Origin of the sequence: uncultured Litoreibacter sp. (assembly GCF_947487515.1) — a bacterium.
In the GTDB taxonomy this organism is placed as follows: domain Bacteria; phylum Pseudomonadota; class Alphaproteobacteria; order Rhodobacterales; family Rhodobacteraceae; genus Litoreibacter.
This window is the reverse complement of record NZ_CANKWO010000001.1, coordinates 989,104-1,007,884: the sequence shown is the minus strand read 5'-3', so window position 1 is coordinate 1,007,884 and position 18,781 is coordinate 989,104. Positions and strand designations below refer to the sequence as shown.

Below are 18,781 nucleotides of genomic sequence, written 5' to 3'. Positions count from 1 at the left end.
AAGGAGGCCATTCATGGCTGATATGATGCAATTCGATCTGGTCTCGCCCGAGCGGCGCTTGACCTCCGTACAGGCCACCGAGGTGCAAATCCCCGGGGCCGAGGGTGACTTCACCGCTATGGCGCAGCACGCGCCGGTGATCACCACCCTGCGTCCGGGTGTGTTGAAGGTCGTGACCGCGTCCGGCACGGATGAATATCTGGTGACAGGTGGCTTTGCCGAAGTGGGTGCTACTGGGACGTCTGTTCTGGCAGAACGCGCTTTTGTGAAAGCGGATGTGACTGCTGAGTTGATGGAGGACCTCATCAAAGAGGCAAACCTTCAGCGCGATGCAGCGAACACGGATGTGGCAGCGAAATATGCTGATGACCTCGTGGCTGCGAGCGCTCAGATTCAGGGCTAATCTCGTTAGCCTCGCGTCTTATGCGCAACGAAATAGAAAAAGCCCCGCTTCGTCGGGGCTTTTTTTTGGGTTTACTCCTACGTAACGCTTACCCTAAGGAGTGCCGTCATAGTGTAGGCTAAATTCAAGAGTACCATCGCCGCGTAAAGGTAGATTATGCAACGTTTAACCAGCAACAACATCGGTATCACGCAAGGCTCTCGTGTTTTGTTTTCCGATTACATTGATGACGGTCCGATGTGGACCGGCACTGGTCCGCGTGAGCACCGCTTTGAAGTGGAATTTGCAGAGCCCTACGCCGCCATTCCCAATGTTATGGTTTCCATTGCCATGTGGGACAGCGACACAAAGACCAATCAGCGGATGGATATTGCGGCTGAGAACATCAGCGAATCCGGTTTTGATCTTGTGTACCGGACATGGGGCGACAGCCGCGTGGCCCGCGTGCGCGCCAATTGGATGGTGATCGGACCGTTGCCCAACGAAGATGACTGGGAGCTTTACTAGGCTTGCCAAAATGTACCTGCGGCGCAGTTGGATAGGATGGGGGCTTTGCCCCCAAACCCCCAAGGTATTTTTGAAGCAGTGATAGGGGACTATCTGTTCGGGTAGAGGCTTTCGTAGATTGGCTCTAGGGTCTCATTGTCGAACAGCGATGAGACTGACATCCCGCCGGAGATATTGAGGATTGCCTGTGCAAACATCGGCGCGGTTGGAACGATGCGGATGTTTTTGCAGGCTTTGACGGCTTGGGTCGGCTCGATGCTATCGGTGATCACGAGGCTTTTCATGACAGAGTTCGTGATGCGATCGACAGCGGGACCGGAGAGCACGCCGTGGGTGATATAGCTGTGAACCTCGGTTGCGCCTGCGTCCATCAGGACCTCGGCTGCTTTGCAGAGCGTGCCAGCGGTGTCGCAGATGTCGTCAACGATGATGCAGCGCTTGCCTTCGACATTCCCGATGACGGTCATTTCGGCCACTTCCCCGGCTTTCTCGCGGCGTTTGTCAACGATGGACAAAGGCGCTTTAATGCGCTGCGCCAATTCGCGGGCGCGGGCGACGCCGCCGACATCCGGAGAGACAACCATGACGTCGTCCATGTCTTGGAAATGGTGCAGAATATCCAACGCGAAAATCGGAGACGCATAGAGATTGTCCACCGGCACGTCGAAGAACCCTTGGATTTGGGCCGCGTGCAGGTCCATGGTCAGCACCCGCTCGACGCCGGCTTCTTCAATCAGGTTGGCCACCAGCTTTGCCGAAATTGGCGTGCGGGCCTTGGTGCGACGGTCTTGGCGGGCGTATCCGAAGTAGGGGATCACTGCAGTGATGCGGGCGGCGCTTGAGCGCTTGAGCGCATCGCTCATGATCAATAGTTCCATCAGGTTGTCATTCGCGGGGTTGGAAGTGCTTTGGATAATGAACATATCCTCGCCACGCACATTCTCGAACACTTCGACAAAAATCTCGCCGTCATTGAACCGCTCTACACGAGTGTCGATCGGCTTTACCGATTGTCCGCGGTGCATGGACATGCGTTTGGCAATGCCTTCAGCAAGCGGAATATTTGAGTTACCGGCGATGAGTTTAGGATCTGTGTTGACTGGCATGTGGTGTCCCCGTTTGGCAGCTATCACGGCCCTGTGTTCCCCAACTGGCCCGCGTTGCGCTTCCCGTACCACCGGACTAGGATTCGCGCAAAGCCTTAACCCTCAAAGGACGTCCAAATGCCACATGTTGACTACTATTTCGCAACTTTATCACCTTACACCTACATGGTGGGGGGGCGTCTTGAGGAGGTTGCGGCCAAGCATGGCGCAACTCTCACCTACAAGCCGATGGATATCATGGCCTTGTTTGGCCGCACCGGAGGCACCCCGCCGCCGCAGCGCCATCCGAACCGTCAGGAATGGCGCCTGCAAGAAATGCGCCGCTCTGCCAAGAAGCTGGATATGCCGATCAATTTGAAACCTGCTCATTGGCCAACCAACCCCGCCCCGTCGTCCTATGCGATTATTGCGGCCCAAGAGGTGGGCGGGGACGTGGCGGGGTTGGTCCAATCCTTCACCAGCGCGTGTTGGGCGCAAGACCGCGACATTGCAGATGAGAGCGTTGTGCGCGAAATTCTGGAACGTCACGGGTTTGATGCGGGATTGGTCGATAGCGGAATGTTGGCAGGGGCAGAGCAATATGCCCGCAACTTGGAGGATGCGGTGAACAACGGCGTCTTTGGGGCCCCAACATTCATCACGGACACCGACGAGCGGTTCTGGGGGCAAGACAAGATCGAAGACCTGGACCTCTACCTGTCAGGTAAGCTGTAAGCGGTTTCGGCCCCGCCGCGTTGGAGGGGCCGGCTGTCTACCCGCAGAGCAAATTGACCAGTTGGTCGATCTCCGCGTTTGTTTTGTTCCAATCGCAGACCATCCGGCAACGGATCAATTCGTCATCTGGGCCGTTAAGGGATACATCCAAGGGGAACAGGTAATATTGCGCCCCTGCCTCCTTGGCGCGGCGGTGGGCTGCTCGGGGCAGATGGGCAAAGACCATATTGGCTTGCGGAGTGTCGGGGATTTCTGCCCCTTCAATATCTTGCAAGCCTTTGACTAAACGGGCGCAATTGGCATTTGCTTTCGCCCCAAGCTCCAGCCACAGGTTGTCGCGCAGATAGGCCTCCATTTGAGCTGCAAGAAAGCGGTGCTTGGAGAAAAGATGGGCGCCACGCTTGCGCCGCAACTCGAACTCCCACGCCTTTTCGGGGTCAAAGAAGATCACCGCCTCGACGCCCGCGCAGCCATTTTTGGTCCCACCAAATGACAGCATGTCGATGCCGGCTTTCCATGTCATCTCTGCGGCGGTGCATCCAAGGGCTGCGCAGGCATTGGCAAACCGCGCGCCGTCGAGATGGGTCTTTAGGCCGTAGTCTTTGGCGACGTTTGTGATCTGTGCGATCTCTTCCACGCTATAAAGCGTGCCAACTTCTGTGGCCTGAGTAAGGGTGACCGGCCCGCGTTGGGCGGCATGGACATCTGTTGCGCCGGTTTTGGTTATGGCGCGGCGCAAATTTTCGGGGGTCATTTTGGCGCCGTCGCCCTCGACCAAAGTCAGCTTGGCCCCATTCGAGTAGAAGTTGGGCGCGCCGCATTCGTCTTCCTCCACATGCGAAACGCTGTGGGCATAGATAGTGTCCCAGCTGTTGGTATAGGTTGAGAGCGCCAATGCGTTGGCAGCCGTGCCAGTGGCCACCAGATAGACTGCGGCCTCGGGGGCCTCGAATGTGGTGCGAATCATGTCGCGCACGCGGGGCATTACGGTGTCGTTGCCATAGGGCATCTCGTAGCCCGTGTTGGCGTCTACAATTGCTTGCAACACGCTTGGGTGCATTGGGCCGGCATTGTCGGAGGCAAAATTCATGGCTTCAGTCCTCGATTATGTAGTTTTCCCATTCGTCTTCAGGCACTTCGAATTCAGGGACGGTCCAGCCCTGAACCGAGATGCCAGCGTCATGGACCGTTTGCGCCGTTCCGGAAATCAGAGGGTGCCAGTCATATAGCGCCTTGCCCTCGTTTAGCAGGCGATAGGCGCAGGTGGACGGCATCCAGTAGCCGATTTCGTCGATGTTCTTTGGGGTAAGTTGCACGCAGTCTGGGACGAATTGCTTGCGAATGTCGTATTGCGCGCAGCGGCAGGTGTCGCCGTCCAGCAGGCGGCAGGCAACACGGGTAAAGGCAATCTCGAAGGTGTCTTCATCCTCAAGCTTGTTGAGGCAACAGCGCCCACAGCCGTCGCATAAGGCCTCCCATTCTTTGGCGGCCATGTTTTTCAATGGGACTTTTTCCCAAAACTTGTGGCGCAAACCGTCACGCTGGATAGGATCGCTCATAGGGCGGCTAAAATGTTGCGGGCGCGATCGCAATCGGCGTCCATCTGGGTGATCAACGCATCAAGGCTGTCGAATTTTTCCTCGCCGCGCAGATAATCGACTAAGGCGACAGACAGTGTTTCGCCGTAAAGATCGCCTTTGAAATCAAAGAGGAAGCTTTCGCAGTTTGGGGTGTTCACGCCAAACATCGGCCGCACTCCGATTGATGCGGCTCCGTGGTAGCTGCCTTGATGCGGACCGGTGAGCACATCGACCAGAATGGCATAAACACCGAATTTTGGCGGATGCAGCCCGTCGATAGACATATTGGCGGTGGGGAAGCCCAATTCGCGGCCCCGCTGATCGCCTTGAATGACCTCTCCTTCGATGCGGTGCCAATGGCTGAGCATCTGAGCGGCGTCGCGAGGGCGGCCTTCGGTCAGGGCTGCACGGATGTTGGTGGAGGAAACGAGCCCCATGTCGTGCGTCACGAGCTCCGCTACGGTCACTCCAAAGCCATAAGTCTCGCCGAAGGATTTCAGCATCTCCACGTTGCCAGCACGGCCTTTCCCAAAGCAGAAGTCTGCGCCCACGACGACATGGGTCAACCCAAGGCCCGCCGCGATGACGTCGCGGGCGAACTCCTCGGCGGTCAGTCCTGACAGGCTGGGGTTGAAATTTAACTGATACAAGCGCTCCACGCCCAGTTTTTCCAGACGGTTGGCCTTCGCTTCTGCGTTCATCAGCCGGAAAGGCGGGGCGTCTTTTGCGAAGAACTCGCGCGGATGCGGCTCAAAGGTGACAATGCCTAGGGGCGCCTCTGGTGCGGCCTTTTGCGCGATCTCGATCACCGCTTGGTGGCCCAGATGGACGCCATCAAAGTTGCCGATGGCGGCAGTGGCGCCACGGTCCTCAGGTCGTACAAATTGGTAGTCTCGGATGATCCTCATGGCGATTGGGTAAACGCCGTGCGGCAGGGGTGCAAGCCTTAGTCGAACTTGCGGGACGGAGCCAAAACGGTTGCTTCCCCTTTGAGGACGTTTTTGCCATCCACTTCACAGCGGGTATGCATGGTGACGCGGCGTTTGGAATGGTCGATATCGGTCACCTCAACCTCTGCCAGAACCATGTCGCCTGGGCGCACAGGGGCGAGGAATTTCATGGTTTGCCCCAGATAGACAGTGCCGTGGCCAGGCAGCTGTTCACCAATTACCGCTGAAATCAGACCCGCTGTGAGCATCCCATGGGCAATACGGCCTTCAAAGATGGTATCTTGGGCATACTCATCATCTAGGTGAACCGGATTGTGATCGGTTGAAATTTCGGCAAACATCTCGATGTCTTTGTCGGTCACCTGCTTGCGCAGATGCCGCTTCATTCCGATTTCAATATCTTCGATACAGATGGTGCCGCGAGGAAGATTGTCAGTGCGATGAACGTCGAGCATGATGCGTAACTTTCAAACAAGGATGAATGCGTGTTTGAAAGATAATTACTTCGCACTTGCAGCAAAGTCCAGTCTTTTCTACCTTAGCGCAGGAAGCCAATCGTATAGGTCGGGGACACCATTTCCTTTTCTAAATAGCCACTTAGCAGATCAGGGTCAGGTTGATGGGTCGTTTTGGTTTCTGCCGCTGCTAGGCCGCCAGAGATGAAAAGAGAATCAAGATCCTCCCCCATAGCCCCGCGAACGTCCGTCAGTACCCCGTCACCAATGCACAAAATCCGGTCGTCGGGGATGGTTTCCCCCAAAGCCGCCAACCTGCGACGTGCAAGATCATAGATCGGTGGATGCGGCTTGCCGAAATACCGGCTGTCGCCGCCCATTTCAGTGTAGAGCTTGGCCAAGGCACCGGCACACCATTCGCGCGTCTCGCCACGATCGACTACGATATCAGGGTTCGCACAGAGCAGCTTCAGCCCCTTTTGCTTGGCATATAGGAACTCGGGGCGCATGACTTCGGGGTCCGCCATCGGGTCAACAGGGCCGCAACATACGATGCCTTCCGCGTCTTCCAAGGCGACCTTTTCTATGGTGACTGGGTTCTCCACAATATCCAAAGGGTCGAAGAATGTTTGGTCGTGCGGTTGCCCGATGAAGTAGATTTTTGAGCCGACGGCACCGTTGAACATCGCAAATCTGGCGCTGTCGCCGGAGGTGGCAATCGCGTCCCAGCTGTCTTCGGCCACGCCGATTTTATCCAGTTGCGCTGTAACAGATCCACGGTGGCGGGGGGCGTTGGTCACGAAGATCACTTTGCCGCCCTTTGCGCGATATGCTTGCATTGCCGCCACGGCATCCGAAAATGGCGTCAGCCCGTTGTGGATGCACCCCCATAGGTCAACAAAAAGCGCGTCATAGCGGTCGGATATTTCGGACAGGTGAGTAACGATCTGGGACATTATCGGGACCTCGAAATGGATGTCGGATCACCATCGGTGTTCCGTCTTCAATCGTCGGGCACCGTCAAATAGAGATCGCGGTGCCCGATGTTGGCGTTTGATGGGGTCTGGGTTTAGACCTTAAGGCTTGGGATGATTTGCTTTTTGCGGCTCATCACGCCCGGCAGCACTACGGTGTTTCCGGTAACAGTCGCGCCAAAGGATTTTTCGGCAACCCGTTTGGAAAGGTCGTTCGGAATCAACATTGTGGCCTCTTCGTTGAGGATGTCGACAACGAACAGCAGAACCTCGTTGACCTTGTCCTCGCCCGCCACTGCCGGCATGGCTTCCATGATTTCGGCTGTGCGGTCGAGGACCATTTTGGGACTGGTCGTTTCCAGAACCGAGACGCGGAATTTTACGCCGTCGACTTCGTATTCCTTGCTGTCCATGCGCAACAACTCAGCCGCCGAGAACGCAGATACGTCAGATTTTGCAGCGAACATGTCAGCCGCATAGGCCGCCATGTCGATGCCCAGATCCGCCGCCAGCTTGGTCGCCAAGTCGCGGTCTGTGTCTGTTGTGGTCGGGGAGCGGAACTCCAGCGTGTCCGACAGGATGCACGACAGCATCGCACCTTTGATGTTGTCGGGCATGTGGTCTGCGTGATCGCCCATCAGATCGTGCATGATCGTGGCGGTGCAGGCCAGCGGGCGGATGGTGATGTCGATCGGGCCAGCTGTTTCCAAGCCGCCAACCAGTTTGTGGTGGTCGATGATGGCTTGCACATCTGCGCCGTTGATGTTGTCGGGCAGCTCGGCTGGGTTGTTGGTGTCGACGATGATGCAAGGCTGGCCGTCGGCCACGTTATCGATGATTTCGGGCTTGGTCAGGTTCCAGCGCTCCAGCATGAAGGCGGCCTCTGTGTTTGGCTCTCCCAGCAGCTTCGCAGCGGCGGAGCCACCGGTGTGGTTGATGAACCATTCCCAGATCAAGGGGGATCCGGTGCTGTCTGTGTCAGGGGATTTGTGGCCAAATACGAATGTGGTCATGTGGAAGGCGTCCTCGGTAAATGTCTGGTCTTTGGGGCCTTATAGAAGCCGCCGCGAGGCTTGTCACGCCAGCTTTGATGCGGCGAATTAGGCCGCGGCGGTCCGTGCCAGTTTAATGTCCGGAGTGAATGGAATGCTCACCAGCTCGGGGGCCAGATGCGACAGGAGTGCCTCGTTGTAGACATTGGCGCGACGCTCGGAGACGGGCAAGCGCAGGCATCCTTCAATGAGGGCGCGGTCACTGAACGGGTTCACGAGGAAGTTGCGGGTGTACCCGTAAAACTTGGGCTGCCAGCCGGGTAGGATGCTTTCAATGAAGGCGAAATCATAGGCCAAATGCTGCGCGCCATTGGGCAATGAGGATTTCCACTTAAGGTAGTCCGGCTTAAAGGCCGCCACTGTGGCGGCGCCGCCAGCGGGGAGGATCGCCAGCCGCTCGGTCGCATAGTCGGCATCATGTCCGTCAGGATGCGCGGCGTCTTGGGTCAACCCGCGTTTCCAATGGTTGGCTTTGAGGATTTCCATCACGTTCCCGCGCAAAACAACCCCCTTTGGCAATTTGCGTACCAAGCCGTCCAGAACGTCGTTGTTGGCGTCGCCGACATATCCTCCTGCCAACCGAAAGGCCGCTTTTTGACGGCGGCGCGCAGGGCGGCTGAGGGTGATCCGGTTTTGCGGGGTGTCAACGAAGGACGCATAGGTCTGGTGAGAAAGCCCAAGTGTGGAGGCCAGTTGCTCGGCCACTTCGGCATCGATCTGACCCTGCCAGTTGGAGACAAAAGTATAGCTTTGTTCGATATGTGCCTGATGCGGTTTGGCCGCAGCTGCCAAATTGCGGCTGTCGCGCCCTCCGGACAGGGGCAACAGGGTTGTATGACCCCGCGCAATGGCCCCGATGATGTCGCTTAGTCGTTGCCCCATGTGTGCGATGGTCTTTTCGGGGGCATCCGTCGGGTAGCTGGCATTGGCTTGGGGCCAAAACCGCACAAGGGAAAAGCTGTCAAGATCCAGCCTGTGGTTCGGCATTACCCCGTGAAGATAGGCGTCGCATGTATGCCCAAGGGCGTAGCTTCCGCGGCCCTTTTGAATGGCGACCCCGTCGAAACGGGGGTTCTCGATGAGTGGCCGGTTGAGACACATAAGCGGAGTAGAGGCCACGGTTCTGGTGTTCCGGTCATAGACCAGCCCCATAGAGCCGGTGGGATCCGCATAGGCAGCACCGGTGGCATCCAGAGCCACATAGCGGCCAGCGGCCCCAGTGACGAAGGCCTCGAAAGATGTGGAAAGTTTGTAGCCATCGTTAACCAAAGACCCATCTGCATCCACCGCAATTCCCAAAAGCAGCCCTGCAAAGTCATCTGTTTCACTGCGCAAGCTGGCCACGGGGAGTGTCCGGCAGTGATGCAGCCGCCAGCCCTGTCCCAATTCGGTCACGCGGAAGCCGTCGATGGTTAGCTCTGGCGATTGGCTGAGGGTGAATTGGCCCCGAAAGACGCGGGCGAAATCCAGTTTGGCCTCGTCACACGCCATATGGGCTGCAAGGGGGGCGGATAGCATTTTCGGTGGCTCCTTGTTGGGGCTCTGGTTTGACTGCTCTGGTTTGCGGGGATGATACACTATGGTGGGCGGGCTTGGCAAAACCTTGTTGCACGCGGCGCGCCTGCGTATAGCCTGCACGATATGACCAAAGAGACAGAGCTATACGGCCCCGTGAAATCCTTCCTCGAAGGGCAGGGGTATGAGGTGAAGGGCGAAATTGGCGCGTGCGACGTGGTGGGCCTGCGAAAGGGCGATGATCCGGTGATCGTTGAGCTGAAAACCGCCTTTTCCTTGAGCTTGTTTCATCAAGGGGTCGCGCGGTTGGGAATGGCAGATGACGTCTATATAGCTGTGCCGCGTAAAACGGGTAAGCCGTTCCAAAAGGCCCTGAAGGAAAACACCGTGCTGTGCAAACGTCTGGGGCTTGGGCTTTTGACCGTGCGCCTGTCTGATAAATTGGTCGAGGTGCACGCCGACCCAGTGCCCTATGCCCCGCGAAAGTCGAAAAAGCGCAAAGGGCGGTTGTTGAAGGAATTCGCCCGCAGGGTAGGAGACCCAAACGACGGGGGGGCCACCCGACACGGGTTGATCACAGCCTACCGGCAAGACGCAATCCGATGTGCGCGGTTCTTGGCGGTGCATGGTGCGTCCAAGGGCGCAAAGGTGGCCGAATGGGCAGAGGTGCCGACGGCAACGCGCCTCATGCGCGACAATCATTACGGCTGGTTCGACAAGGTGTCGAAGGGGGTTTATGAGCTTTCCGCCCAAGGCCACAAAGGTCTGAACGACTATGGGGATGTGGCCGTCTGATAGGCTCCGAATTTTCTTATGCGTTGTGGTTGACTCATCTCTCCGCGCTCCTTAGCTATCCGTCGTTGGCACTCGCATTGGGTGAGTGCTAACGGCTTCGGAAACCCCGAAGCCATGGGAGTAACATTGGAGCTAAGGAGCACCAAACGATGGCATTGAAACCGCTTCACGACCGCGTTCTTGTAGAACGTGTTGAAGGCGACGAAAAAACCGCAGGTGGTTTGATCATCCCTGAGAGCGCAAAAGAAAAACCAGCTGAAGGCATGGTTGTTGCTGTAGGCGAAGGCGCGCGCAAAGACTCGGGCGAATTGATCCCGATGGCTGTTAAAGAGGGTGACAAAATCCTGTTCGGCAAATGGTCCGGCACAGAAGTCACCGTTGACGGCAAAGAGCTGTTGATGATGAAAGAAAGCGACGTTCTGGGCATCATTTCCTAAGTGGAAATGTCGGGGGCGACCCCATCTCACGAACACTTCGCAAGACTTATGAATTTCAAAGGAGCACATGAAAATGGCTGCTAAAGACGTAAATTTCGGCACAGAAGCCCGGAACAAGATGCTGAACGGCGTCAACATTCTGGCTGACGCTGTAAAAGTTACCCTCGGTCCTAAAGGCCGTAACGTGGTACTGGACAAATCCTTCGGCGCACCGCGCATCACCAAAGATGGTGTATCCGTGGCCAAAGAAATCGAACTGGAAGACAAGTTCGAGAACATGGGCGCGCAAATGGTTAAGGAAGTTGCTTCCCGTACCAATGACGAAGCTGGCGACGGCACAACAACTGCAACAGTTCTGGCGCAAGCGATCGTTCGCGAAGGCCTGAAGTCGGTTGCGGCTGGCATGAACCCAATGGACCTGAAGCGCGGCATCGACATGGCGACTGCTAAGGTTGTGGCTGAGATCTCCGGCGCGGCGCGTCCGGTCAACGACAGCGACGAAGTTGCGCAGGTTGGTACAATCTCTGCAAACGGCGAAGCTGAAATCGGCCAGCAAATTGCTGACGCGATGCAGAAAGTCGGCAACGAGGGTGTTATCACCGTCGAAGAAAACAAAGGTCTGGAAACAGAAACCGATGTTGTTGAAGGCATGCAGTTCGACCGCGGTTACCTGTCCCCTTACTTCGTCACGAACCCTGACAAGATGACAACAGAGCTGGAAGACTGCCTGATCCTGTTGCACGAGAAGAAGCTGTCTTCCCTGCAGCCAATGGTTCCACTGTTGGAAACTGTTATCCAGTCCGGCAAACCACTGATGATCATCGCTGAAGACGTTGAGGGCGAAGCCCTTGCAACTTTGGTTGTGAACAAGCTGCGCGGCGGCCTGAAAATTGCTGCTGTTAAAGCTCCTGGCTTCGGCGATCGTCGTAAAGCCATGTTGCAAGACATCGCGATCCTGACTGGTGGCCAAGTGATTGCTGAAGATCTGGGCATGAAGCTTGAGTCCGTGACCATCGACATGCTGGGCACAGCCAAGAAGGTTCAAATCACCAAAGACGAAACAACAATCGTTGACGGTGCAGGCGAGAAAGCTGAGATCGAGGCACGCGTGTCCCAGATCCGTCAGCAGATCGAAGAAACAACTTCCGACTACGATCGTGAAAAGCTGCAAGAGCGCGTTGCCAAATTGGCTGGCGGTGTTGCTGTTATCCGCGTTGGCGGCATGACCGAAGTTGAAGTTAAAGAACGCAAAGACCGCGTTGACGATGCATTGAACGCGACACGTGCCGCTGTTCAAGAAGGTATCGTTGTTGGTGGTGGTGTTGCTCTGGTTCAGGCCTCCAAGACCCTTGAGGGTCTGGAAGGTGCGAACAATGATCAAAACGTTGGTATCTCGATCGTGCGTAAAGCCATCGAAGCGCCACTGCGTCAGATCGCTGAGAACGCTGGTGTCGACGGTGCTGTTGTGGCTGGCAAAATCCGCGAGTCCGGTGACGTGACTTTCGGCTTCAACGCTCAAACCGAAGAATATGGCGACATGTTCAAATTCGGCGTGATCGACCCTGCGAAAGTTGTACGCACTGCTCTGCAGGACGCGGCATCTGTTGCGGCTTTGCTGATCACAACCGAAGCAATGGTTGCTGACAAGCCATCCAAAGACGGCGGCGCAGCTGGTGGCGGCATGCCTGACATGGGCGGCATGGGCGGCATGATGTAATAGGGCTTACGCCATATTACGCTGACTTTTGGGGCCATCCTTCGGGGTGGCCCTTTTTCGTTGACTGCATTGTGAACGCCTTACGCCGATAGCCGTGGTTTTTCGTTTCTCTTCGAAGGCAATTGGTTCTATGGCCAAGGAATGCGTCTATTTCTTCTCACGGCTCTTACCATGGTTGCCTTTGCAGCCAATTCTGTCCTCAACAAGTTGGGGGTTTCTCAGGGCGGTATGGAGCCGTTGGGATTTGCCATGTTGCGGCTTTGGAGCGGCGCGCTCATGTTGCTGATCCTCGTCTGGTTTCGACAAAATGCGGCGCGTGAAACGGGCAGTTTTGTAGGGGCCGCTTCCTTGCTGGTCTATATGCTGGGGTTTTCGCTGGCCTATGTGACGCTAGAAACCGGCGTTGGCGCGCTTATTCTATTTGGTGTTGTGCAAATCACCATGTTCGCTATTGCCGCCATCACAGGCGAACGAATCCCAACCCTAAGATACATCGGCTGCGGGGTGGCGTTTTCTGGGCTGGTGGTCCTTCTTTGGCCCTCCAATGGCGTGACAGTTGACCTGTGGGGCGGCGTCTTGATGGCGGCAGCGGGGGTCGGCTGGGGGGTGTACACTTTTGTCGGGCGCGGCGCAGTATCCCCGCTTTTGCGCACAGAACGCAGCTTTCGCTTTGCTGCAATGTTCATGGGCGCGGTGGCATTGGTGGTCGGGCTGCCAATGGGGACATCATTGGGATATGCCACCGCGGTTGCTTCAGGGGCGGTGTCTTCCGCGTTGGGCTATGCTCTTTGGTACCGTGTGTTGCCTCAACTCCCGACGACTATCGCTGCGACCGTGCAATTGACGGTGCCAGTTATCGCCTTGGCGGGGGGCATGGTATTTTTGGGCGAGGCGCTCAGCCTGAAGTTTTTCATCGCAGGGCTTTTGGTCTTGGGCGGCGTAGGGATTGCCTTGCGCAAACAGGCCTAGATCAGGCGGGTCAGCAATCCCCCCGGCTGGCGCTCGATTTTGCCTTCCAGCTCTAGCACGGTGAGATGCGGCGCCAGAGTTCCCGCATCAATTTTCAGATCGCGCATTACCTGATCTTCGGCCACTGGCGTGGGGCCTAACAGCCCAAGGATTTGCGCATGAGCCGCGCCGTGGGAATGAACTGGCTGAGGTGGCTGAACTGGCGCGGGTTCTGTCGCGGGGGCGTCTACATGTGGTTGCGCAGGACCTATTCCAGCCATCACATCTTGCGCCGAGCGCACGAGGGAAGCGCCATCGCGGATCAGCATATTGCAGCCCGCCGCGCGCGCATCCAGCGGGTGCCCAGGGACGGCCAAGACGTCGCGCCCTTGATCCAATGCATTGCGCGCCGTGATTAGGCTTCCGGATTTTGCGGCAGCTTCGACTACGACAACGGCTTGCGACAGGCCGGAAATGATCCGGTTTCGGCGGGGGAAGTCGCGGGCGTGCGGTTGCAATCCCAAGGGGCGTTCAGACAGGATCAGCCCCCGCTTGGCGATGTCGTCATGCAGTTTAGCATTCTCGCGCGGGTAAACGACATCCAGCCCACCGGCCACGACAGCAATGGTACCATGGGGCAGAGCAGCAAGATGGGCGGCTGTGTCAACGCCGCGGGCAAGTCCGGAGGCAATGACAAATCCCGCGTTGCCCAGATCATTGGACAGCCCATGCGCCATGCGTGTCCCCAATGAGGAGGCGTTGCGTGCGCCCACCATGGCGACGCAAGGGCGGTTGGACAGCGCGATATCCCCTAAAGCCCAGAGCACCGGCGGGGCATCTTCCAAGTCAAGCAAGGCTTGCGGGTACTCGGGCGTTCCGTGCAGCAGCAATTTCGCGCCCAGCTGATAACCAAGTTCCAGCTCTCGCTGGGCGGCGGCACGTGTGCAAGGGGTGTAGCGGGCAACGCCTGCAGCCGATGCGATTTGGGGAAGAGCGTCCAATGCCGCATCGGCAGTTCCATGTTCTGCCAAAAGGCGGAAGAAAGTGCTGACACCAACGCGGTAGGACCTGATTAAACGGAGCCAAGAGACACAATCGCCCTGTAGTCTTGGGGGTGCGAGGGGGGGTGGGGTAGACAGCAGGTGGCTGGCCATTCTTCGCTCCGTCTAATCAGTGATCTCACTTTGACGCGGAGCGGTTAAGGGAAGGTGAACGTGAACAAATTGATCAACTGTTTCGCCTAAGTTGTTGAAATTAATCGCTTCAAAAATGCAGATGCGCCGAGAATCACCCGCGCTTCGGCGAGGATGATTCTGATGGTGCAGCAAATGGACGGGATTAAGTGGCTGATCCGCCGACCGTCAGCCCACCAATTTTCAAGGTCGGCTGGCCGACGCCCACTGGAACCCATTGCCCCGCCTTCCCGCAATTCCCCATTCCCGGGTCAAGGGCCATATCATTCCCGATGGCCTGAATGTGCTTTAGGGCGGTGGCGCCGTCGCCAATGAGGGTGGCCCCATTCACCGGCGCCCCGACAACCCCGTTCTTCACGCGATAGGCTTCAGTGCAAGAGAACACAAATTTACCATTGGTGATGTCCACCTGACCGCCGCCAAACCCGACGGCATAGATGCCGTCCTTCAAGTCCCGCACGATGGCCTCCGGCTCTGCGTCACCACCAAGCATATAGGTATTGGTCATACGAGGCATCGGTGCGTGGGCGTAGCTTTCTCGGCGCCCGTTGCCGGTGGCATCTACGCCCATCAGGCGGGCATTCTGGCGGTCTTGCATGTAGCCGACCAATACGCCGTCTTCGATGAGGGTGTTCTTGCCCGAGGGCGTGCCCTCGTCATCCACAGTGATGGAGCCGCGACGGTCAGGGATCGTTCCATCATCCAGAACGGTTACACCTTTGGCCGCGATCTGCTGCCCCATGAGGCCGGCGAAGGCAGAAGTCTTCTTGCGATTGAAATCCCCCTCCAAGCCATGCCCAATCGCTTCATGCAGCAAAATTCCTGGCCAACCAGGTCCAAGAACAACGTCCATTACGCCAGCAGGGGCAGGGGTCGCGTCGAGATTGACCAAAGCGATGCGCAGGGCTTCCCGAATTAGACCTTGCCAATGTGTGGGCTCCAACAACCCGTCCAGCATGGTGCGCCCACCACCCCCAGCGGTACCACTTTCACGACGGCCGTCTTTCTCGGCGATGACTGACACATTGATGCGGGTCATCGGGCGGTCGTCAGTGACCAATGTGCCGTCAGGGCGTAAAATTGCGACCTCTTGGTGGGACGCCGCCAAGGAGGCAGAGACCTGCACCACGCGGGGGTCCAATGATCGGGCGAAGGCGTCGATTTCGCGCAAAGTGTCGACCTTGGCTGTAAAGGAGATGCCTTCCATCGGGTCCATGTCGGAATAGAGCCTGCGATTGGTGCGTGCGGGGCTTGCGGCCAAGACGCCGCCACCAGCCCCAACGGCAAGCCGTGCGGTCTCGGAGGCGCGAAGTAAGGCCTGTTCGGAAATCTCGGTGGCATGGGCATAGCCGGCGGTCTCGCCGCGGACAGCACGAAGGCCAAACCCCTCGGATGCGTCGTAGCTGGCAGTTTTGAGGCGACCGTCATCAAAGGCGAAAACTTCGCCGCGTTTGCGCTCCAAAAACAGCTCGCCATCGTCGGCACCAGCGGTCGCCATGCAGAGAATCTCCAAGGCGCGATCTTGATCCAACATGGTCTCGAACGGGCGAAATGGGGTGGCGTTAGCAGAAGTCATTGGTGATTCCCTTGATTATGCGCAATTTAACGCAAAATTGTGTGCGGCATCGTGGCGCTTTCAACGTGTCTGCGCTTGCCCCTTGCATGGTAATATGGTTTCTCACAGTCCAGACGCAAGCGGGGGAGCCGTGCCAAAAGTGCATGGTCCTGACAACGACGGGAATACTAGATGAGAATTGCAAAACTTTTTGCCGGCTTCGCGGGCCTTTTCGCCGCCTCAGGCGCTTTTGCTCAAGCCGCACTTGATGATTTGGAAATTATCGGCAAACCAAACGCCGAGACGTCCTTGAGCTTTCAACCCCCCGTCACCGAATTGGCGCGCGACATACAGTGGTTGGATCAATTTGTTTTCGTAATCATCACCGTGATTACCATTTTTGTGACTGGCTTGTTGTTGTGGTGTGCGTACCGCTTTAGCGCGAAACGCAACCCGAATGCGGCGACCTTTACGCACCACTCGTTGCTCGAGGTGGCTTGGACTATGATCCCGGTCATCATCTTGGTGGTAATCGGCGCGTTCTCCGTGCCTGTGTTGTTCAAGCAGCAGCGCATCCCGCAAGGGGACATTGTGATCAAGGCGACGGGCTACCAGTGGTATTGGGGCTATGAATATGTCGACCACGGCTTCGGCTTTGACAGCATCATGATCGGCGCTGGTGAAAACCGGATGACGCCTGATGTTGAAGCCGAGTTGGTTGAAGCAGGCTACAGCAAAGATGAGTTTTTGCTAGCGACTGACACCGCGGTGGTTGTGCCGGTTGGCAAAACCATTGTGATGCAGGTCACCGGCGCGGATGTCATTCACTCTTGGACCATTCCGGCATTTGGCGTGAAGCAGGACGCCGTTCCTGGCCGTCTGGCAGCGCTTTGGTTCAAGGCGGATAAAGAAGGCGTCTACTTTGGTCAGTGCTCCGAGCTATGCGGCCAAGCCCACGCCTATATGCCAATCACTGTGAAAGTCGTGAGCCAAGAGGTTTATGACGCTTGGTTGGAAGGCGCGATTGAGGAATATGCAGGGACGCCTTTGTCCGTGCAGGTTGCCTCTGTAGACTAAAAATTAGGGTGTGGCGGGGGAAACTCCGCCCTATTCCCATCGGCCATTTAGGATGCTCCGCGACATGAGCGATGCGACACAGAACATCAACACCACTTCTGGCGAAGGCCAGTTCAGCGACTATTGGGCGTTGCTCAAGCCGCGCGTGATGTCGTTGGTGGTGTTCACCGCCGCTGTTGGGGTGTTTGTGGCACCGGTTGGCGTGCATCCTTTTGTGGCATTGGTGTCTATCTTGTTTATCGCATTGGGCGGCGGGGCCTCTGGCGCGTTGAACATGTGGTATGACCACGACATCGACACCATTATGAAGCGCACGGCCAATCGCCCTGTCCCTGCGGGCCGCGTCGCCCCCGGAGAGGCGTTGACCCTGGGGCTTTGGCTGTCATTTATTTCCGTCACTATGCTGGGGCTGGCCTCCAATTGGGTCGCCGCTGGTATCTTGGCTTTCACCATATTCTTCTACGCCGTGGTCTACACCATGTGGCTGAAGCGTTGGACGCCGCAAAACATCGTCATCGGTGGTGCGGCGGGGGCCTTCCCTCCGATGATTGGCTGGGCTGTGGCGACAGGTGGCGTGTCGGTCGAAAGTGTTTTGTTGTTTTGCCTCGTGTTTATGTGGACGCCTCCGCATTTCTGGGCTTTGGCATTGTTTATGAACAATGACTACACCAACGCGGGCGTGCCGATGTTGACCGTTACCCACGGCAAGCGTGAGACCCGTAAACAGATATTCATCTACGCGGCCCTGTTGGCCCCGCTGGCGATCGGTGCTGCTTTCACGTCAATCGGCGGTTGGATTTACCTGACTGCGGCCATTGTTCTGAACGCCAAATTCGTTTGGGGCGCATGGAAGCTATGGCAGCGCCAAGAAGACGCGGCCGAGGCCGATGTATATGCGGCTGAGCGGGCCTATTTCCGCTTCTCACTTGTCTATCTCTTCGCCAGTTTCTGCGCGTTGCTTTTGCAGGCTGTCTGGGTGAAATCTGGTATGGGGGCTTGGTAGTCGTATGGCTTTGAAGGTCGAACATGAAATGCACCAGCGTCGCTTCGGACGGAATATTGGTGTTGGGTTTTTGCTTGTCGGATTCGTCGCAATCGTCTTCGGATTGACTGTGGTGAAGGTGAAAAACACCGGCTTCGTCGAGGGCTATGACCATGTGGCGCGGCCAGCTCTGATTCCCGAAGGAGCCGATAACTAATGTTGCGGAAGCTGAACCCAAAGCAACGCACCGTTGCGGTGTTGGCAAGTGTCGTTTTGACCATGGGCGCATTGGGGTTTGCCTCTGTGCCGCTGTATGACCTGTTCTGCCGGGTGACCGGATATGGCGGGACCACTCAGCAGGCGGATGCTGGATCGGAAACCATTCTGGACCGCACGATGAACGTCCGCTTTGACGCGTCGCTGTCGTCCAATATGTCGTGGGAATTTAAGCCCGTTCAAACCCAGATGACTGTACGCTTGGGGGAAACCGGACTGGCTTTTTACGAGGCCTATAACCCGACCGATCGTCCAATTGCGGGCCAGGCCAGCTACAATGTGTTTCCGTTCACAGCCGGTGAATACTTCGCCAAGATTGACTGCTTTTGTTTTACAGAACAGGTTTTGCAACCTGGTGAGCGTATCCAAATGCCAGTGACATTCTATGTTGATCCTGAGATCATCGATGACCCCGACGGGAAATTCGTCGAAGAAATCACGCTCAGCTACACGTTCTACGAAATCGACCTGCCGGAAGACGGGGGCGCGCAAGCGTCCCTGACACCCGAGCAGCCCGCAAAAGCAACTGAATACAACTAAGCCGA

21 protein-coding genes are annotated in these 18,781 nt (G+C 56.9%); 11 read left to right on the top strand and 10 right to left on the bottom strand.

From position 1 onward, the window contains the following. The first annotated feature begins 13 nt into the window (after positions 1-13). Both Q0746_RS04975 and Q0746_RS04970 read left to right on the top strand, forming a co-directional pair. On the top strand, positions 14-403 hold the full coding sequence (locus Q0746_RS04975; RefSeq protein ID WP_298257787.1) for a F0F1 ATP synthase subunit epsilon: 390 nt from the start codon (positions 14-16) through the stop codon (positions 401-403). Positions 404-559: 156 nt separating this feature from the next. Further along, the gene (locus tag Q0746_RS04970) at positions 560-910 is read left to right on the top strand and encodes an H-type lectin domain-containing protein (RefSeq protein WP_298257785.1); all 351 of its coding nucleotides are present in this window, start codon (positions 560-562) and stop codon (positions 908-910) included. 89 nt (positions 911-999) lie between these two features. Here the strand turns inward: Q0746_RS04970 and Q0746_RS04965 are convergent, their stop codons facing one another. Beyond that, on the bottom strand, positions 1,000-2,016 hold the full coding sequence (locus tag Q0746_RS04965; protein ID WP_298257783.1) for a ribose-phosphate pyrophosphokinase: 1,017 nt from the start codon (positions 2,014-2,016) through the stop codon (positions 1,000-1,002). A 117-nt stretch (positions 2,017-2,133) separates the two neighbouring features. On the opposite strand from Q0746_RS04965, the gene Q0746_RS04960 reads away from it, so the two are divergent. Further along, positions 2,134-2,730 carry a 2-hydroxychromene-2-carboxylate isomerase gene (locus Q0746_RS04960; protein ID WP_298257781.1) on the top strand — a complete coding sequence of 199 codons (597 nt, stop codon included), beginning with the start codon at positions 2,134-2,136 and terminating at the stop codon, positions 2,728-2,730. Positions 2,731-2,767: 37 nt separating this feature from the next. On the opposite strand, the gene Q0746_RS04955 is transcribed toward Q0746_RS04960, so the two are convergent. The 7 genes from Q0746_RS04955 to Q0746_RS04925 form a co-directional block, all read right to left on the bottom strand. Continuing rightward, positions 2,768-3,820, bottom strand: coding sequence for a beta-eliminating lyase-related protein (locus Q0746_RS04955; RefSeq protein ID WP_298257779.1), 1,053 nt, complete (start codon positions 3,818-3,820; stop codon positions 2,768-2,770). Positions 3,821-3,824: 4 nt separating this feature from the next. After that, on the bottom strand, positions 3,825-4,289 hold the full coding sequence (locus Q0746_RS04950) for a YcgN family cysteine cluster protein (protein WP_298257777.1): 465 nt from the start codon (positions 4,287-4,289) through the stop codon (positions 3,825-3,827). After that, entirely contained in the window at positions 4,286-5,218 is a 933-nt protein-coding gene (locus tag Q0746_RS04945; protein ID WP_298257776.1) for a bifunctional riboflavin kinase/FAD synthetase, read from the bottom strand. The genes Q0746_RS04950 and Q0746_RS04945 overlap by 4 nt, the downstream gene beginning before the upstream one ends. A 38-nt stretch (positions 5,219-5,256) precedes the next feature. Continuing rightward, complete coding sequence (locus Q0746_RS04940) at positions 5,257-5,715, bottom strand: MaoC family dehydratase (RefSeq protein WP_298257774.1); 459 nt, start codon at positions 5,713-5,715, stop codon at positions 5,257-5,259. An 83-nt stretch (positions 5,716-5,798) separates the two neighbouring features. Further along, complete coding sequence (locus Q0746_RS04935) at positions 5,799-6,671, bottom strand: TIGR01459 family HAD-type hydrolase (RefSeq protein ID WP_298257772.1); 873 nt, start codon at positions 6,669-6,671, stop codon at positions 5,799-5,801. 113 nt (positions 6,672-6,784) lie between these two features. Beyond that, entirely contained in the window at positions 6,785-7,702 is a 918-nt protein-coding gene (locus Q0746_RS04930; RefSeq protein ID WP_298257770.1) for a manganese-dependent inorganic pyrophosphatase, read from the bottom strand. Positions 7,703-7,789: 87 nt separating this feature from the next. Next, a complete protein-coding gene (locus Q0746_RS04925; RefSeq protein ID WP_298257768.1) occupies positions 7,790-9,259 on the bottom strand; it encodes a hypothetical protein in 1,470 nt (489 codons plus the stop codon). 123 nt (positions 9,260-9,382) lie between these two features. On the opposite strand from Q0746_RS04925, the gene Q0746_RS04920 reads away from it, so the two are divergent. The 4 genes from Q0746_RS04920 to Q0746_RS04905 all read left to right on the top strand — a co-directional run bounded on the left by Q0746_RS04920 (position 9,383) and on the right by Q0746_RS04905 (position 13,174). Beyond that, entirely contained in the window at positions 9,383-10,051 is a 669-nt protein-coding gene (locus Q0746_RS04920) for a DUF2161 family putative PD-(D/E)XK-type phosphodiesterase (protein ID WP_298258067.1), read from the top strand. A 149-nt stretch (positions 10,052-10,200) separates the two neighbouring features. Continuing rightward, positions 10,201-10,488 (top strand): co-chaperone GroES, encoded by a 288-nt coding sequence (locus Q0746_RS04915; protein ID WP_298257766.1) that lies wholly within the window; start codon positions 10,201-10,203, stop codon positions 10,486-10,488. A 73-nt stretch (positions 10,489-10,561) separates the two neighbouring features. After that, positions 10,562-12,205 carry a chaperonin GroEL gene (groL, locus tag Q0746_RS04910; RefSeq protein ID WP_298257764.1) on the top strand — a complete coding sequence of 548 codons (1,644 nt, stop codon included), beginning with the start codon at positions 10,562-10,564 and terminating at the stop codon, positions 12,203-12,205. Between the two features lie 141 nt (positions 12,206-12,346). Further along, positions 12,347-13,174, top strand: a complete 828-nt coding sequence (locus Q0746_RS04905; RefSeq protein WP_298257762.1) for a DMT family transporter — start codon at positions 12,347-12,349, stop codon at positions 13,172-13,174. Here Q0746_RS04905 and dprA read toward each other — a convergent pair. Both dprA and tldD read right to left on the bottom strand, forming a co-directional pair. Next, positions 13,171-14,307: a DNA-processing protein DprA gene (gene dprA, locus Q0746_RS04900; RefSeq protein WP_298257760.1), complete on the bottom strand. Its 1,137-nt coding sequence runs from the start codon at positions 14,305-14,307 to the stop codon at positions 13,171-13,173. The genes Q0746_RS04905 and dprA overlap by 4 nt on opposite strands. 184 nt (positions 14,308-14,491) lie before the next feature. Continuing rightward, a complete protein-coding gene (tldD, locus tag Q0746_RS04895; RefSeq protein WP_298257758.1) occupies positions 14,492-15,922 on the bottom strand; it encodes a metalloprotease TldD in 1,431 nt (476 codons plus the stop codon). Between the two features lie 171 nt (positions 15,923-16,093). Between tldD and coxB the strand changes: the two genes are divergently transcribed. The 4 genes from coxB to Q0746_RS04875 all read left to right on the top strand — a co-directional run bounded on the left by coxB (position 16,094) and on the right by Q0746_RS04875 (position 18,776). Continuing rightward, positions 16,094-16,978 (top strand): cytochrome c oxidase subunit II, encoded by an 885-nt coding sequence (gene coxB / locus Q0746_RS04890; RefSeq protein WP_298257756.1) that lies wholly within the window; start codon positions 16,094-16,096, stop codon positions 16,976-16,978. 64 nt (positions 16,979-17,042) lie between these two features. Then, a complete protein-coding gene (gene cyoE, locus Q0746_RS04885) occupies positions 17,043-17,981 on the top strand; it encodes a heme o synthase (protein WP_298257754.1) in 939 nt (312 codons plus the stop codon). 4 nt (positions 17,982-17,985) lie between these two features. Next, the gene (locus Q0746_RS04880) at positions 17,986-18,177 is read left to right on the top strand and encodes a hypothetical protein (protein ID WP_298257752.1); all 192 of its coding nucleotides are present in this window, start codon (positions 17,986-17,988) and stop codon (positions 18,175-18,177) included. Further along, entirely contained in the window at positions 18,177-18,776 is a 600-nt protein-coding gene (locus Q0746_RS04875; RefSeq protein WP_298257751.1) for a cytochrome c oxidase assembly protein, read from the top strand. Before Q0746_RS04880 ends, Q0746_RS04875 begins: the two co-directional genes overlap by 1 nt. The last annotated feature ends 5 nt before the right edge of the window (positions 18,777-18,781 follow it).

Coding starts and splice junctions, on each gene's coding strand:
- Q0746_RS04975 (WP_298257787.1), top strand. CDS start 14: ATGGCTGATATGATGCAATTCGATCTGGTCTCGCCCGAGCGGCGCTTG.
- Q0746_RS04970 (WP_298257785.1), top strand. CDS start 560: ATGCAACGTTTAACCAGCAACAACATCGGTATCACGCAAGGCTCTCGT.
- Q0746_RS04965 (WP_298257783.1), bottom strand. CDS start 2,016: ATGCCAGTCAACACAGATCCTAAACTCATCGCCGGTAACTCAAATATT.
- Q0746_RS04960 (WP_298257781.1), top strand. CDS start 2,134: ATGCCACATGTTGACTACTATTTCGCAACTTTATCACCTTACACCTAC.
- Q0746_RS04955 (WP_298257779.1), bottom strand. CDS start 3,820: ATGAATTTTGCCTCCGACAATGCCGGCCCAATGCACCCAAGCGTGTTG.
- Q0746_RS04950 (WP_298257777.1), bottom strand. CDS start 4,289: ATGAGCGATCCTATCCAGCGTGACGGTTTGCGCCACAAGTTTTGGGAA.
- Q0746_RS04945 (WP_298257776.1), bottom strand. CDS start 5,218: ATGAGGATCATCCGAGACTACCAATTTGTACGACCTGAGGACCGTGGC.
- Q0746_RS04940 (WP_298257774.1), bottom strand. CDS start 5,715: ATGCTCGACGTTCATCGCACTGACAATCTTCCTCGCGGCACCATCTGT.
- Q0746_RS04935 (WP_298257772.1), bottom strand. CDS start 6,671: ATGTCCCAGATCGTTACTCACCTGTCCGAAATATCCGACCGCTATGAC.
- Q0746_RS04930 (WP_298257770.1), bottom strand. CDS start 7,702: ATGACCACATTCGTATTTGGCCACAAATCCCCTGACACAGACAGCACC.
- Q0746_RS04925 (WP_298257768.1), bottom strand. CDS start 9,259: ATGCTATCCGCCCCCCTTGCAGCCCATATGGCGTGTGACGAGGCCAAA.
- Q0746_RS04920 (WP_298258067.1), top strand. CDS start 9,383: ATGACCAAAGAGACAGAGCTATACGGCCCCGTGAAATCCTTCCTCGAA.
- Q0746_RS04915 (WP_298257766.1), top strand. CDS start 10,201: ATGGCATTGAAACCGCTTCACGACCGCGTTCTTGTAGAACGTGTTGAA.
- groL (WP_298257764.1), top strand. CDS start 10,562: ATGGCTGCTAAAGACGTAAATTTCGGCACAGAAGCCCGGAACAAGATG.
- Q0746_RS04905 (WP_298257762.1), top strand. CDS start 12,347: ATGCGTCTATTTCTTCTCACGGCTCTTACCATGGTTGCCTTTGCAGCC.
- dprA (WP_298257760.1), bottom strand. CDS start 14,307: ATGGCCAGCCACCTGCTGTCTACCCCACCCCCCCTCGCACCCCCAAGA.
- tldD (WP_298257758.1), bottom strand. CDS start 15,922: ATGACTTCTGCTAACGCCACCCCATTTCGCCCGTTCGAGACCATGTTG.
- coxB (WP_298257756.1), top strand. CDS start 16,094: ATGAGAATTGCAAAACTTTTTGCCGGCTTCGCGGGCCTTTTCGCCGCC.
- cyoE (WP_298257754.1), top strand. CDS start 17,043: ATGAGCGATGCGACACAGAACATCAACACCACTTCTGGCGAAGGCCAG.
- Q0746_RS04880 (WP_298257752.1), top strand. CDS start 17,986: ATGGCTTTGAAGGTCGAACATGAAATGCACCAGCGTCGCTTCGGACGG.
- Q0746_RS04875 (WP_298257751.1), top strand. CDS start 18,177: ATGTTGCGGAAGCTGAACCCAAAGCAACGCACCGTTGCGGTGTTGGCA.